The 13946-nt window shown below is 72.1% G+C and carries 12 protein-coding genes; all 12 read left to right on the top strand.

Annotated elements, in window-relative coordinates:
* Window positions 1–2 precede the first annotated feature (2 nt).
* Window positions 3–245, top strand: coding sequence for an acyl carrier protein (locus tag ACFT41_RS14665; protein ID WP_377586685.1), 243 nt, complete (start codon window positions 3–5; stop codon window positions 243–245).
* Window positions 242–1111: a TauD/TfdA dioxygenase family protein gene (locus ACFT41_RS14670; protein WP_377586686.1), complete on the top strand. Its 870-nt coding sequence runs from the start codon at window positions 242–244 to the stop codon at window positions 1109–1111. Before ACFT41_RS14665 ends, ACFT41_RS14670 begins: the two co-directional genes overlap by 4 nt.
* Window positions 1108–1632 carry an FcoT family thioesterase gene (locus ACFT41_RS14675; protein ID WP_377586687.1) on the top strand — a complete coding sequence of 175 codons (525 nt, stop codon included), beginning with the start codon at window positions 1108–1110 and terminating at the stop codon, window positions 1630–1632. Before ACFT41_RS14670 ends, ACFT41_RS14675 begins: the two co-directional genes overlap by 4 nt.
* Window positions 1629–3173, top strand: coding sequence for a long-chain-fatty-acid--CoA ligase (locus tag ACFT41_RS14680; protein ID WP_377586688.1), 1545 nt, complete (start codon window positions 1629–1631; stop codon window positions 3171–3173). Before ACFT41_RS14675 ends, ACFT41_RS14680 begins: the two co-directional genes overlap by 4 nt.
* Window positions 3174–3192: 19 nt before the next feature.
* Window positions 3193–3444 carry a phosphopantetheine-binding protein gene (locus ACFT41_RS14685; RefSeq protein WP_377586689.1) on the top strand — a complete coding sequence of 84 codons (252 nt, stop codon included), beginning with the start codon at window positions 3193–3195 and terminating at the stop codon, window positions 3442–3444.
* Window positions 3437–7852 (top strand): amino acid adenylation domain-containing protein, encoded by a 4416-nt coding sequence (locus tag ACFT41_RS14690; RefSeq protein ID WP_377586690.1) that lies wholly within the window; start codon window positions 3437–3439, stop codon window positions 7850–7852. The genes ACFT41_RS14685 and ACFT41_RS14690 overlap by 8 nt, the downstream gene beginning before the upstream one ends.
* On the top strand, window positions 7849–9309 hold the full coding sequence (locus tag ACFT41_RS14695) for an MFS transporter (protein WP_377586691.1): 1461 nt from the start codon (window positions 7849–7851) through the stop codon (window positions 9307–9309). Before ACFT41_RS14690 ends, ACFT41_RS14695 begins: the two co-directional genes overlap by 4 nt.
* A gap of 127 nt (window positions 9310–9436) precedes the next feature.
* On the top strand, window positions 9437–10528 hold the full coding sequence (locus ACFT41_RS14700) for an ABC transporter substrate-binding protein (protein WP_377586692.1): 1092 nt from the start codon (window positions 9437–9439) through the stop codon (window positions 10526–10528).
* A gap of 100 nt (window positions 10529–10628) precedes the next feature.
* Window positions 10629–11612, top strand: coding sequence for a FecCD family ABC transporter permease (locus ACFT41_RS14705; RefSeq protein WP_377586693.1), 984 nt, complete (start codon window positions 10629–10631; stop codon window positions 11610–11612).
* Complete coding sequence (locus ACFT41_RS14710; RefSeq protein WP_377613830.1) at window positions 11609–12481, top strand: ABC transporter ATP-binding protein; 873 nt, start codon at window positions 11609–11611, stop codon at window positions 12479–12481. Before ACFT41_RS14705 ends, ACFT41_RS14710 begins: the two co-directional genes overlap by 4 nt.
* Window positions 12468–13193 carry a LuxR C-terminal-related transcriptional regulator gene (locus tag ACFT41_RS14715; RefSeq protein WP_377586695.1) on the top strand — a complete coding sequence of 242 codons (726 nt, stop codon included), beginning with the start codon at window positions 12468–12470 and terminating at the stop codon, window positions 13191–13193. Before ACFT41_RS14710 ends, ACFT41_RS14715 begins: the two co-directional genes overlap by 14 nt.
* 234 nt (window positions 13194–13427) lie before the next feature.
* Window positions 13428–13910, top strand: a complete 483-nt coding sequence (locus tag ACFT41_RS14720; protein ID WP_377586696.1) for a sigma-70 family RNA polymerase sigma factor — start codon at window positions 13428–13430, stop codon at window positions 13908–13910.
* Window positions 13911–13946 lie beyond the last annotated feature (36 nt).

Below are 13946 nucleotides of genomic sequence, written 5' to 3' on the forward strand. Positions count from 1 at the left end.
CCATGGACAAGAACCAGATCCGGGCGGTCGTGCGCGACGTCGCACACCAGGTGCAGATCGACCTTCCCGACGACGTGGTGCGCGGCGGCGGCCGGTTCGAGGACCTGGGCGTCGACTCCCTCACCGTCATCGACCTGCTCAACCGGGTCGAGACCACGTTCGACATCGAGATCCCGGACAGCGCTCTCTACTCCATCGACAGCATCGACCAGCTGGTGGACCACATCGCGGAGGCAGTGGTATGAGGATCGAACCGCAGCGCAGCGGCAGGTTGGGCGTCGTCGTCACCGGATTCGACGCCGCGCGGGCGTCCGACGAGGGCATCCGGCACCTCAAGAAGACGATCTACACCGAGAAGATCGCGGTGCTCAAGGGTCAGGAGCTCGACCCGCACCAGTTCCTCGCCCTCGGTGAACGCTTCGGCACGGTCGAGCCGTACTACGAGGAGATCTACCACCACCCCGAGGTGCCGCAGGTCTTCGTCTCGTCGAACATCCCGGACAACGGCAGGCAGGTCGGGGTGCCGAAGACGGGACGGTTCTGGCACTCCGACTATCAGTTCATGCCGCGTCCGTTCGACCTCACGTTCATCTACCCGCAGGTGATCCCGACGACGAACCGCGGGACGTACTTCATCAACCTCTGCACCGCCTACGACGCGCTCGACGAGGACCTCAAGGCGGCGGTGGCCGGCACGACGGCCCGGCACAGCGTACGCCGGTACTTCAAGATCCGCCCCGGTGACGTCTACCGGCCGATCTCGGAGATCCTGGAGGAGATCGAGCAGCGCACACCCACGGTGGAGTTCCCCACCGCCTACCCGCACCCGCACACCGGCGAGACGATCCTGTACCTCAGCGAGGGGTTCACCCAGTCCGTCGTCGACGCGAACGGGACGGAGCAGCCCGAGCTGCTGCGCCGGCTGCTCGACGCGACCGGGCAGCTCGACGGGACGTACCAGGACGACCTGATCCACCTGCAGACGTTCGAGCAGGGCGACCTGCTCGTCTGGGACAACCGGAGCCTGGTCCACCGCGCCCTGCACACCAGCACGCCCGAGCCCGCCGTCTCCTACCGGGTGACCGTCTACGACGAGCCGGAGCAGCGGTGAACGACATCGCGTCCCCGCTGCTCGACAGGGATGCCGGGTTGCGCGACGAGGTGCTCCGGTGCTACCTGCCGCACTGCCGCTACCTGACCTCCATGGCGCTGCAACGCACCGCGGCGGGACTTGAGGGCCATGCCGAACTGACCATCGGCGAGTCCTGCTACATCCAGGACACCGGGCACCTCAACGCCGTCGAAGCCATGATCGGCTACAACCAGATGCTCTACTACGGCATCGCCCGCGCCGTCCGCGATCGCCTCGATCCGGTGTTCGCGACATGGTCCATGGCCGACTTCCGGCGGCGGCAACTCGCCGACATCCTGATCGTCGGGATGAGCAGCACGTTCCGCAGCCCGATCGACCGCAGCGCGTTCAGCGGTGCGATCACGCTGCGCCGGGTCCGGCAGCGACGGCTGCGCCCCGACCAGCCCCCGCTCATCTCGCTGGACACGGCCTTCCGGTTCTGGGACCGCGACGGCGGCGCCTGTTCGGGTCAGGTCGACGTCGCGGTCGTGGTGTCGTGAACGCCACGAGGACCGTCGGCGGCGTCGTGGCCCGGCACGCCACCGCGATCCCGCAACACCCGGCGATCGTCTGCGCCGGACGTGTGCTCACCTACGCGGACCTGCACCGGGGCAGCAACCAGGCAGCCCGCGCCATGACGGCTGCCGGGCTGCGGACCGGCTCCCGAGTCGCCTATCTCGGCGTGGAGTCCGAGTGGTACTACGAACTCTTCGTCGGCTGCGCCAGGGCCGGCACGGTCCTGGTGCCGATCAACTGGCGGCTGACGCCCCCGGAGATCGCGCACATCCTGCGCGACTCCGGCGCGGAGCTGCTCCTCGTCGCCGAGGACAACCGGACCGCCGTCGAGGGGTTACGCGAGGCGTTGCCCCAACTGTCCGAGGTGGTCGCGGTGGCGGACTACCCGGCCTGGCGGGGCGGCCACGACGACGGCGACCTGGTCGACACCACCGGCGGGGACTCCCCGATCGTCCAGCTCTACACCAGCGGCACCACCGGCCTGCCCAAGGGTGTGGTGCTGGCGCAGCGCAGCTTCTTCGCCGTCCGCGACGGACTCGACCGCGAGGGGCTGGACTGGATCGACTGGCGGCCCGACGACGTCAGCCTGATCGGCATTCCCGGCTTCCACGTCGGCGGGATCTGGTGGGCTGCGCAGGGACTGACCGCCGGCGTCACGAACGTCTCCATGCCGTTGTTCGACAGCCGCACCGCCGTGGAGCTGATCCGCGACCGTGGGGTCACCACGATGTGTGTGGTCCCGGCCATGCTGCGCCTCGTCCTCCGCGAGCCGGGCGTCGGCAGGTCCGACTTCGCCGCGCTCCGCAAGGTCGTCTACGGTGGCTCGCCGATCGCGGCGTCCCTGCTGACCGAGGCCATCGAGGTGCTCGGTGCCTCCTTCGCGCAGATCTACGGCCTGACCGAAACCGGCAACACGGCGATCTGCCTGCCACCGGACGACCACGTGCCGGGAAGCCCGAGGCTCACCGCCGCCGGACGGCCGTACCCCGGCATCAGCGCGAAGATCGTGGACGGCGACGGCAGGGAGCTTCCGGCCGGGACCGTCGGGGAGGTCTGCCTGCGGACACCGGCGCGGATGCTCGAATACTGGGGCATGCCGGACGCGACCGCCGCGACCCTGGTCGACGGCTGGATCCACACCGGCGACGCCGGCTACCTCGACCAGGACGGCTACCTCTACATCTGCGACCGGATCAAAGACATGATCATCGTCGCCGGCGAGAAGATCTACCCCACCGAGGTGGAGAACGCCCTGGTGCGGCATCCGGCGGTCGCCGAGGCGGCGGTGGTGGGGGTGCCCGACGACCGGTTCGGTGAGGCGGTCCACGGCTTCGTCGCGTTGGCCCCGGGCGCCACGGCCGGTCCGCGTGACCTGGTCGCCTTCCTGCGCGGCCGGATCGCCGCCTTCAAGATCCCCGTCCGCTTCACCTTCGTCGAGCAGGTGCCGCGCAACCCCAGCGGGAAGATCCTGCGGCGCGAGTTGCGCGACGGGTTCTGGACCGGCCGGGACCGACAGGTCAACTGAACCGTTCGAGGAGCACCGGATGACCACCCCCCTGACCCTGGCCGAGCTGCGCGCGGACGTGGCCGAGCTGCTGTTCCTCGAAGCCGACGAGGTTCCCGACGACGCCAACCTGTTCGAGGAGGGGCTCGACTCGATCCGCGCGCTGGAACTCGTCGAGCGGTGGCGCTCTCGCGGCGCCGAGGTGAGCTTCGTCGACCTGGTCGAGCAGCCCACGGTGACCGCCTGGTGGACGCTGATCGGGCCTCCGGCAGCCGGTGCCACGGATGCCTGACGGGCCCCGGCCGATCAGCGCCGCCCAGCGCGGCATCTGGACCTGGCACCAACTCGAGCCGGACGGCGCGGTGTTCAACATCGCCGAGTACGTCGAGATCCGCGGTGCGGTGGACGTCGACCGGCTGGTCGAGGCGATCCGGCGGGCCGTGGCGGACACCGCAGCCGTCCAGGCCCGCTTCGTCGACGGCGACGACGTCCTGCTGGCCGACGCCCCCTGCCCGGCCGCCCCGGTGGACGTGGTCGACGTACGCGCCGGGTCCGATCCGATGGGTGCCGCGCTGGCCTGGATGAACGACGACCTGGACACCCCGGTCGACCTCACCCGCGACCCGCTGTTCCGGCACGCCGTCCTGACCGTCGCCGGGGATCGCCACCTCTGGTACCACCGGGTCCATCACATCGCGCTGGACGGGTTCGGCCTGGCCCTGGTCGCCCGGCGGGTGGCCGAGATATACACCGCGCTGGTGGCCGGCCACCCGGTGCCCCCGTCGCCCTTCGCCGACCCGGCCCTGCTGGACGGCGAGGAGACCCGCTACACGGCGAGCACCGCCTACGCCGACGACCGGGCGTACTGGACCACGTACTGCGCGGCGCTCGGCGAGCCGGCCACGCTGGCTGCCGGCCGGCCGCCACCGGTGGCCGCCGACCGGGGCGCCCGGCACGGTGTCCGGCGGACCGCCGGGGTGCCGGCGCGGACCATCGAAGCGTTGAAACGGGCCGCCGCCGGGGCGAAAGTCGCCTGGACCGACGTGTTCACCGGAGCGTTCGCCACCTACCTGAGCCGGATGACCGGTGCTACGGACATCGTCCTGGCGCTGCCGGTCATGCTCCGGGTGGGCTCGGTGGCCCTGCGCATTCCCTGCATGACCCTCAACGTGGTGCCCCTGCGCGTCCGCGTCGACGGCGACGACGGCATCTCGACGGTCGCGCGCCGGGTGGCCGGCGCCATCCGGGCCGGTCGGCCGCACCACCGCTACCGCTATGAACAGTTGCGCCGCGACCTGCGCCTGGTCGGCGCCGACCAGCGGCTGTTCGGCCCCGCGGTCAACATCATGCCGTTCGACTACGGTCTGCGGTTCGCCGGTCACCGCGCCTCGGTGCACAACCTGGCCGCCGGGCCGGTCGACGACCTCATGATCGGCCTGTTCGACCGCGCGGACGGCACCGGCATCCGGGTCACGCTCGACGCCAACCCGCGTCGCTACGCCCCCGACGAGGTCGAGCTGCACCTGCGGCGCTTCCTCAAGTTCCTGGACCGTTGGCTCGACGCGGACGGGGCCGCCGCCCGCGACGTGGACCTCCTGCTGACCGGGGAGCGCGAGGCCCTGCTCCGGTTCGGTGGCGCCGCCGCGCACCGGGCACCGGAGGAGACGGTGCCGGCGTTGTTCGAGGAGCAGGCCGCCCGCACCCCGTCGGCGGTGGCCCTCGTCGCGACCACCGGGGACGGTGCGCTGGCCCGGCTGTCGTTCGCCGACCTGAACGTTCGCGCCAACCGGCTGGCGCGGCTGCTGGTGCGACGGGGCGCCGGCCCCGGATCGTTCGTCGCGTTGCTGCTGCCGCGCACCGACGCGCTGCTGGTGGCGTTGCTGGCCACGCTGAAGTCCGGGGCGGCCTACGTGCCGGTGGACCCCGACCTGCCCGCCGCCCGGATCGGCTACCTGTTGTCCGACGCGGGCCCGGCGGTCACGGTCACCGACCGTGACCGGCTCGCCCAGGCCGGTCTCGACGCCGGCGACTGCGTCCTGGTCGACTCGACGCGGACCGTCGCCACGCTCGCCGCGGAATCCGGCGGCGACCTCACCGACGACGAGCGGCCGCGCCCGCTCACCCCGACCGACCCGCTCTGCCTGATCTACACCTCCGGCTCGACCGGCGCCCCGAAGGGAGTGGTCCTCGAACATCGCGGCATGACCAACCTGTACCGGCACCATCGGGCGCACCTCATCGACCCGGAGACCGCCGCGCAGGGCGGACGCCGGATGCGCGCCGCGCTGACCGCCGCGCTGTCGTTCGACACCTCGTGGGAGGGGCTGTTCTGGCTGATCGCGGGACACGAGCTGCACCTGCTCGGCGACGACGCGCGCTACGACCCCGATCAGGTCGTACGCTATGTCGACCAGCACCGCCTCGACTTCCTGGACGTCACACCCACCTACGCCGAGGAACTGCTCCGCGCGGGCCTGCTGTCCACCGGCCGGCACCGTCCCGCCGTGATGGCTCTCGGCGGGGAGGCCACGTCAGCGCAGCTCTGGACGACGCTGCGCGGCACCGCCGGGGTCCGGTCGTACAACCTGTACGGGCCGACCGAGTGCACCGTGGACGCCCTCTGGTGCCGCCTGGCCGACAGCCCCACGCCGATCATCGGGCGACCGGTCACCAATGGCAGTGCCCACATCCTCGACGAGCACGGCAACCTGCTGCCCCCGGGTGCCGTCGGTGAGCTGTTCCTGGGTGGCGTGCCCGTGGCCCGTGGCTACCACCGGCGTCCCGAGCTCACCGCCGAACGGTTCGTCCCGGGGACCGCCGGGCTTCCCGGCATCCGCCTCTACCGCACCGGCGACCTGGCGCGTCGGCGTCCCGACGGCGCCGTCGAGTTCCTCGGCCGCAGCGACGACCAGGTGAAGGTCCGCGGGCTGCGCATCGAGTTGGGCGAGATCGAGGACGCGTTGCGCCGCCACCCGGCCGTGGCGCAGGCCGCCGCGGCGGTGCGGGCGGACCACCGGCTCGGCGACCGGCTCGTCGGGTACGTCGTACCGGCAGCGGGGACCCCGCCCACGCCCGCCGAGTTGCGGGTGCATCTCGGCGGTGTCCTCCCCGCCTACATGGTCCCGGCGGCGTACGTCGTCCTACCGGCGCTGCCCCGCAACCCGAACGGCAAACTGGACCGGCGGTTGCTGCCCCCGCCGCCGCCGTCGGCCGACGCGGCCGGACGGGAACCGCGCGGGCGGTGGGAGCACCGGTTGTGCGCCCTGGTCGGCGAACTGCTCGACCAGCCACGGGTCGGCCCCGATGACGACTTCTTCGCCCTCGGCGGCCATTCCCTCACCGCGGCCCGACTCATCCGGCAGATCCGGTACCGCTACGGGCGGGAGCTCTCCGTCCGCGCGGTCTTCCGGAGCCCCACCCTCGCCGCCCTGGCCCGTGCGCTCGACGACGACCACGGCACCCGGGACCACGGGGCGACCGCTACGGACCTCGAACGCGACGCCTGCCTCGACCCGGCCGTCACCGTCGCCCCGCGCCCCGCCGTACAGGTCCGTGAAGCGGAGACGATCCTGTTGACCGGGGCCACCGGCTTCGTCGGCAGCCACCTGCTGCACGAGTTGCTCGCCCACACCGACGCGCGCGTCGTCTGCCTCGTCCGCGCCCCCGACCACGCCCGGGCCAGGGAGCGGATCCACCAGGCTCTGCGCGACAACCGGATCCCGGCGACCACGTCCGACGACGGTCGGATCGAGGCGGTGGCCGGCGACCTGGCCCTGTCGGGGCTGGGCCTGACCGATCGGCGCCGGGCCGAACTGGGCGCCCGGCTCACCACCGTCGTGCACAACGGCGCCCAGGTCAACCACCTCGACAGCTACCACCGGCTGCGGGCGGCCAACGTCGCCGGCACGGTGGAGATCGTCCGCCTCGCGGCCGGCCGGTCGGTTCCGCTGCACTACGTCTCCACCTGCGACGTGGCGGTCGGCGCCGACGCGGCGACCGCGGTCGCCGACGAGTCCTGCCTCGCCGGGCCGGCGCAGGCATCGGGGAACGGGTACGTGGCCAGCAAGTGGGTCGGCGAGCGGCTGGTGCGGGCCGCTGCGGGCCGGGGCCTGGCCGTGACGGTCTACCGGCCGAGCCGGGTCGGCGGGCACTCGACCAGCGGCGTCACCTCGACCCGCGACGCCTGGTGGAGCCTGATCCGCGCCGTCGTCCGGCTCGGTTCCTACCCGGACCCCGCCACCGGCGGACCGGCCGGCGTCGACCTCGTGCCCGTCGACCACGTCACCGCCGCGATCCGCCTCCTTGCCCGGCGGCCCGCCTCCGCAGGGGCCACCTACCACCTGACCAGCCCCGCGGTGACCAGCACCGAAGACGTGATCGACGCCCTCGTCGCGTACGGACACGCGCTGCGGAAGGTGCCTGCGGACCGGTGGCGGCGCGAACTGCGAGCCGCCGCCGACCGCGCCGCCCTGACCGGTGACTACTCCCTCGCGGTGTTGAGCGAGCACCCGCTGAGCCACACCGCGCCCGCCGCGCCGATCCGGTTCACCCGCGCGGCGACCGATGCGGCGCTCGCCGGCACGGCGATTCCGGCGGCGTCGGTCGACGGCAGCTACCTGCTGCGGTGCGTGGACCAGCTGACCGGGGTGGGCTTCCTGCCGCCGCCGGACCGACAGCCCTCCGGGAGGGACGGGACATGACGGCCCTGTCAACGGCATCACGCCTCGACCGCCGCACCCGTGCGGGTGTCCTGGCGCTGCTGCTCGCCACCTTCCTGGGGCAGTTCGAGAGCTTCGTGGTGGTTGTCGCGCTCCCGCGGATCCAGCAGGACCTGGCAGCCGACTTCGGCGAGGTGCAACTGGCGGCGGCGGTCTTCGTCTTCGCCTGCGCGGCGGGGCTGGTCGTCGGTGGGCGCGCCGGCGACCGCTACGGCCGGCGGCGCATGTTCCTCGTCGCGGTCGGGGCCTTCACCGCGAGCGCCCTGGCCTGTGCCCTGTCGACGGGTCCCTACCTGCTGATCGTGTCCCGTCTCGGTCAGGGACTCAGCGCGGCGGTGATGATCCCGCAGGTGCTGTCCCTGCTGCGGGTCATGGTACCCACACCGGCGGCCCAGGCCAGGGCCGTCAGCGCGTACGGGGTGGCCATGGGCGTCGGGGTGGTGGCCGGACTCAGCGGCGGTGGCCTGCTCATCGGTCTGGATCCCACGGGCCTCGGCTGGCGGACGGCGTTCCTGGTCATGGTCCCGGCGGGGGTGGTGATCCTCCTGCTGGGCAGGTGGGGCGTTCCGGAGAGCCGGGACTCCGGGTCGCAGACTCTCGACCTCACCGGTGCCGCGCTCACCCTGGCGTGCCTGCCGTGCCTGCTCACACCGCTCATGCTCGGCCCGACCCACGGCTGGCCGGCATGGGTCTGGCTGGTGCTGGCCGCCGGGGTCGGCGTCGGGGCGCTGCTGGTGCGGCAACAGCGGAGCGGGGCGCGGCGCGGCAGCAACGTGCTCTTCCCGCCGTGGTTGTTCCGGCCGGCCGGACTCGCCACCAGCATGGCGGCCCTGCTGTTCTTCTACGCCGCGAACGCCGGCTGGTTCCTCATCCTCACCTTTCACCTGCAGCGTGGGCTCGGACTCGGCGCGACCGCCACCGGCCTGGTGTTCGCGCCGTTGGGAACCGGCTTCGCGGTCGGCTCCGCGGTCGGCGGCAGGTGGGCGGGCCGCCACGGCATGCGTACCGCGGTCACCGGGGCGAGGGTCACCGCGCTGAGCCTGGTCGGCGCCGCGACCGCGACCGTGCTCCCCGACGCGGCGCAGGTCGCCGCGCTGGCGATGCTGGCCGGCATCGCCGGGGTCGGCCAGGGCATGTTGGTGGCACCGCTGCTGGCCGGCATCCTCGCCCGCACGAGAGTGGACGACGTCGGGGCCACCACCGGGGTGGCGGCCACAGTGATCCAATTCGGACTGGCGTTGGGTTTCGCCGGCACCGGCGTCAGCTACCGTCTCCTCGCCGACGGGGCGGCCGGCACGGCAGCGGAGGACCGCCCGGCGTTCGCCGTAAGTGCCGTGCTGCTCGCGGCGACCGTGGCCATCGCAGCGAGTCTGTGCAAGCGCCTCCAGGTGGCCGAGAAACTGTCGGGAACCACCGCAGTGGACGCGCCGACTAACTAGGCGCCGACCTGTTGGGGCCCACCGGAAAGGTGATGCCACCACGGGGCGGCGCCACCTTGACATCCGCTGAGGCGGACGTAACCCCGGAAGGGCCGAACCTCATATGTTGCGACCGAGCGACCCGGCGATGCGACGTTTCCGAGCGCGTTCCTGGCAGGTTGGGCTGATCGCCTGCGCCGTTGTCGTACCACTCGCCGGCTGCGGCGGCACGAAAGTCTCCCCGGAACCGCGGGCGTCCACGTCGGCCGGTGCGTCCACGGCTGCCGGCGCGCGTACCGGCTATCCACTGACCATCGACAACTGTGGCCGGCCGGTGACGTTCAAGGAGGCGCCGAAGCGGGTCGTACTGCTCAACGGCGCCTCGGTCGCCGAGGTGGAGAGCCTCGTCGCCCTCGGGGTGCAGGACCGCATCGTCGCCAACAGCCAGCAGTACGGCGCATCGGACGACCCGACGATGCTCGCGCAGATCGACGCCATCCCGACGGGCGGGGTGAAGCTCAACGAGAACTTCGAGGTGCCCCGCGAGCAGATCCTGGCCCAGGCGCCGGACCTGGTCATCTCCACCTGGGCCGGCGGCTTCGACGACAAGATCGGATCGATCACCCGCGACCAGCTCGCCAAGGCCGGGATCAACAGCTACGTCACGCCGGCGAACTGCGCGTTGGGCGCGACCGCCGCCCGCCCGGCCGACCAGGAGAAATACCAGAAGCGGTCGGTGGAGTCCTCCTTCGAGCTGCTGACCGAGCTGGCCACCGTCTTCGACGTGCAGCAGCGCGGCGCGGAGGTCGTCGAGCAGGCCCGCACCCAGCTCGCGGCAGTGCCCGCGCCGGCCGGGCAGCCGAAGCGGGTCCTGGTCGCCTACCCGGGCATGGCCGCGATGAGCACCAGCGGACTCCCGGCCGTCTTCGGCGGTGGGATCTTCGACGACATCATCACCCGGGCCGGCGGCGTCAACGCCTTCGCCGGTGCCACCGACAAACAGCTTTCCGAAATCAATGCCGAGGCAATGGCGGCGGCAAACGTGGATGTCCTCGTGATCGGACTCTACGCGAAGGGCGAAGACCCGAAGGCACTTGCGGAAAAGCTGTTCGCTCAATTCCCCCAGTGGCCGGCTGCCAAGAGCAAGACCTACACGTCGGTTTCCGACAGCTTCTACATCGGACCGCTGAACGCCGTCGCGGTGAAGCGGATCAGCGATGCCGTCCGCTCCGCCAGTTGAGTGTGACGGCCACCGCACCGATCGCCGGGTCCGGGTCCCCACGACCCGCACGCCCTACCCCTTTTCGGACAGGACGTTACCGTTCCTGATCGGAGGGCTGGTGGCCGGGCTCGTCCTGGCCACCAGCGTGGCGATCGCGATCGGCACCGTCGCGGTGCCGCTGGCCGATGTATTCGCCGTCACCTGGGCCCACCTGACGCCTGGCGACAGCGAGCAGAATCTCCTGTTCGACCAGATCGTCTGGGACTTCCGGATCCCCCGGGTGCTGCTGGCCGGGGTCAGCGGCGCCGGGCTGAGCGTGGCCGGGGTCTGCCTACAGGCGCTGGTGCGTAACCCGCTCGCCGATCCCTACCTGCTCGGCGTCTCCTCCGGCGCATCCCTCGGCGCCGTACTGGTGCTCACCACCGCCACCGCGGCCACCACGACCGTCGGGGTGTCCGGCGCGGCCTTCGTCGGTGCGTTGACCAGCGTCGCCGCCGTGCTCGTCCTGGCGCAGCGGTCCGGCCGGGTGGCTGCCACCCGGCTGATCCTCGCCGGTGTCGCGGTCGGTTACCTGGGTTCGGCCGTCACCAGCTACATCCAGTTGCAGGCCGATCCGACCGAGCTTCGGGGGATCATGTTCTGGTTGCTCGGCTCGGTCGCGGGCGCCTCCTGGACGGACCTGCCGGCTCCGGCTGTCGCCCTGCTGCTCTGCTCGCTCTGGCTGGCCAGCCAGGGCCGGCGACTCAACGCGCTCACGATGGGTGAGGACTCCGCGACCGGTCTCGGCATCGACGTCCACCGGCTACAGATCGGCCTGCTCGTGGCAGCATCGCTGCTGACGGCCACCGTCGTCAGCGTCGCCGGTGGCATCGGGTTCGTCGGTCTCATGGTGCCGCACGCGGTACGGCTGCTCGTCGGCCCCGACCATCGCCGCCTCGTCCCCGTGTCCCTTCTGCTCGGTGCGCTGTTCCTGGTGCTGGTCGACCTGCTGTCACGGACCCTCGACCGGCCGAACGAGATGCCGATCGGCATCTTCACCGCCGCGCTCGGCGCCCCGTTCTTCCTGTGGCTGATGCGCCGACGGACAGGGGCCCTGCGGTGAGGGTCACCGCCACCGGACTCCGGGTGACCATCGACGGTCACGTGATCCTCGACGACGTCGCACTGACCGCCGAAGCCGGGGCCGTCATCGGCCTGGTCGGACCGAACGGTTCCGGCAAGAGCACCCTGCTGCGCAGCATCTACCGGGCGGTCCGTCCGGATCGGGGGGTTGTGCTGATCGGGCAGACCGACGTCCGGCGCATTCCCGCCCGCCGGGCGGGCAAGCTGCGCGCGGTGCTGGCGCAGGACCAGGAGTTGGGCAACGACTTCAGCGTCCGTGACGTGGTTGCGCTGGGCCGGGTGCCGCACCAGGGCCTCCTGGACCGGGACACCGCGGACGACCGGCACATCGTGGCGTGCTCGCTGGAGCGGGTCGGCATGACCTGGTCGCATTCCCGGCTGTTCGCCTCGCTCTCCGGCGGGGAGCGCCAACGGGTGCTGCTCGCCAGGGCGCTCGCCCAGCAGGCACCCGTCCTCCTGCTCGACGAGCCCACGAACCACCTGGACATCGGTGCCCAACTCGAACTCCTCGACCTGGTGCGTGGCCTCGGCCTCACCACCGTCTGCGCCCTGCACGACCTGGACCACGCGTTGGCCTACTGCAACCGGCTGGTGCTCCTCGACGGCGGACGGGTGGTCGCGGCCGGCGGACCGGTCGAGGTGCTGACCACGCAACGGCTGGCGGAGGTCTTCGGCGTACACGGCGCGTTCACCACCCACCCGCTGACCGGTCGGCCGCACCTGGTCTTCACCGCCCTGGATCCGACCAGTCAGGGCCGGCCGCCCGGTGTGACACCGCCGTCGTCGGCGCTCCGAACCCCACCGCACGACCACCCCCGAAGGGAGTGCCCGCCGGATGAGCACGAGTGACCGAGGCCCGGGCGACGGCGATCCGATCAGGCTCCTCATCTGCGACGATCACGCGCTGGTGGTGGCCGGTGTCCGCGCGCTGCTGGCCGACTCTCCGGAGATCCGTCTCGTCGGCGAGGCCCGTAACGCCCACGAGGTCACCGTGCTGGCCCGAAGCCGCCGCCCGGACGTCGTGCTGCTCGGTGTCCCCCTCTCCGGCGCAGATCTGCTGTCGACCGTCGGCGCGCTGTGGGCGGTCGACGGTGACGGACCCACCGTCATGGTGATGGCCACGAACACGGACGAGGACGATCTGATCGAGGCGGTGCGCGCCGGCGTACGGGGCGTCGTCGGGCGTACCTGCTCCGGAGACGAACTGGCGCGCGACGTACGCGCGGTGGCCAGCGGCCGGGCCGTGCTCAGCCCGTCCCTGGCAGCCCGGCTGGTGAAGGGGACGCGACCGGCGGACCGGTTCGCGACGCTGACCCCACGCGAGACCGAAGTGCTGACCCTGGTCGCCCAGGGGCTCAGCGACTCGACCATCGCCGGCGCGCTGTGGGTGTCGAAGGTGACCGTGCGCTCGCACATCCACCGCACCATGGCCAAGCTCGGGCTCAGCAGCCGGGCGCAGGCCGTCGCCTACTACTACCAGCACGGGGTGTTCCGGCGGGTGTCGTACGCGCCCAGGGGCGACGAGCTGTGCGGCACCCGGACCCGGCCCGCCGCCGGCTGAGACGAAGGCGAACCGGCGCAAGATCGAATGTGGCGGGCGCCACCCTGATCCTGGCCGGCGCGGCCTGCGCCGCCCTGCCGGCCGGCCCGGCGTACGGGCATGTTGAACCGCGCGCGGCTGCGGACCGTACGCCCGGGAAGCGGCCCCAGCCGATGCCGTAGGCTTCCGCACAACTACTACAGGTTGTCGTGATCAGTGGCCCCGGAAGCGACCACCGGGACGAAGGGATCGGGATTGGCGGAGGACGCACAGGTCACTGCCTGGGCGCTCGCGGCCGCCCGGGGTGACCGCGAGGCGGCCACGGAGTTCGTCCGCGCGACGCGGGCCTCCGTATGGCGATACCTGCTGCCGTCCTTCGCCGGTCGTTCCTCCGCCCGGACCTGGCTGCTGGTGATCGCCCGGCGGGTCGCGGCCGGCCGGGCCCGGACCGGCACGCCCCCGCCGCGTACGGTGTCGATGCCCGACATGCGCGAGGTGAGCAACCGGCGGCGCAGCGGCTCCGACCAGCGGATCACCCTCGATCGGCTGATCGCGGCGCTGCCCGCCGACCGGCGAGAGGCCTTCGTCGCCACCCAACTGCTCGGCATGTCCTACGCCGAGACCGCCGAACTGTGCGGCTGCCCGGTGAGCGCCGTCCGGTCCCGCGTCGCCCGCGCCCGGGAGGACCTGGTCGCGGCGCTACGGGCCCGGCCCGGACGCGGCGACGCCGTCGGTTGACCTGCGTTCCTCGGGCAAGGCGCGGGAACCGGCGAC

It is taken from the genome of Micromonospora sp. NPDC057141, assembly GCF_042670805.1.
In the GTDB taxonomy this organism is placed as follows: Bacteria; Actinomycetota; Actinomycetes; order Mycobacteriales; family Micromonosporaceae; genus Micromonospora.

Excerpts from the sequence above, each read along its gene's own strand:
- ACFT41_RS14690 (WP_377586690.1), top strand. The coding sequence starts at position 3,437 with ATGCCTGACGGGCCCCGGCCGATCAGCGCCGCCCAGCGCGGCATCTGG.
- ACFT41_RS14665 (WP_377586685.1), top strand. The coding sequence starts at position 3 with ATGGACAAGAACCAGATCCGGGCGGTCGTGCGCGACGTCGCACACCAG.
- ACFT41_RS14700 (WP_377586692.1), top strand. The coding sequence starts at position 9,437 with ATGCGACGTTTCCGAGCGCGTTCCTGGCAGGTTGGGCTGATCGCCTGC.
- ACFT41_RS14685 (WP_377586689.1), top strand. The coding sequence starts at position 3,193 with ATGACCACCCCCCTGACCCTGGCCGAGCTGCGCGCGGACGTGGCCGAG.
- ACFT41_RS14715 (WP_377586695.1), top strand. The coding sequence starts at position 12,468 with ATGAGCACGAGTGACCGAGGCCCGGGCGACGGCGATCCGATCAGGCTC.
- ACFT41_RS14695 (WP_377586691.1), top strand. The coding sequence starts at position 7,849 with ATGACGGCCCTGTCAACGGCATCACGCCTCGACCGCCGCACCCGTGCG.
- ACFT41_RS14670 (WP_377586686.1), top strand. The coding sequence starts at position 242 with ATGAGGATCGAACCGCAGCGCAGCGGCAGGTTGGGCGTCGTCGTCACC.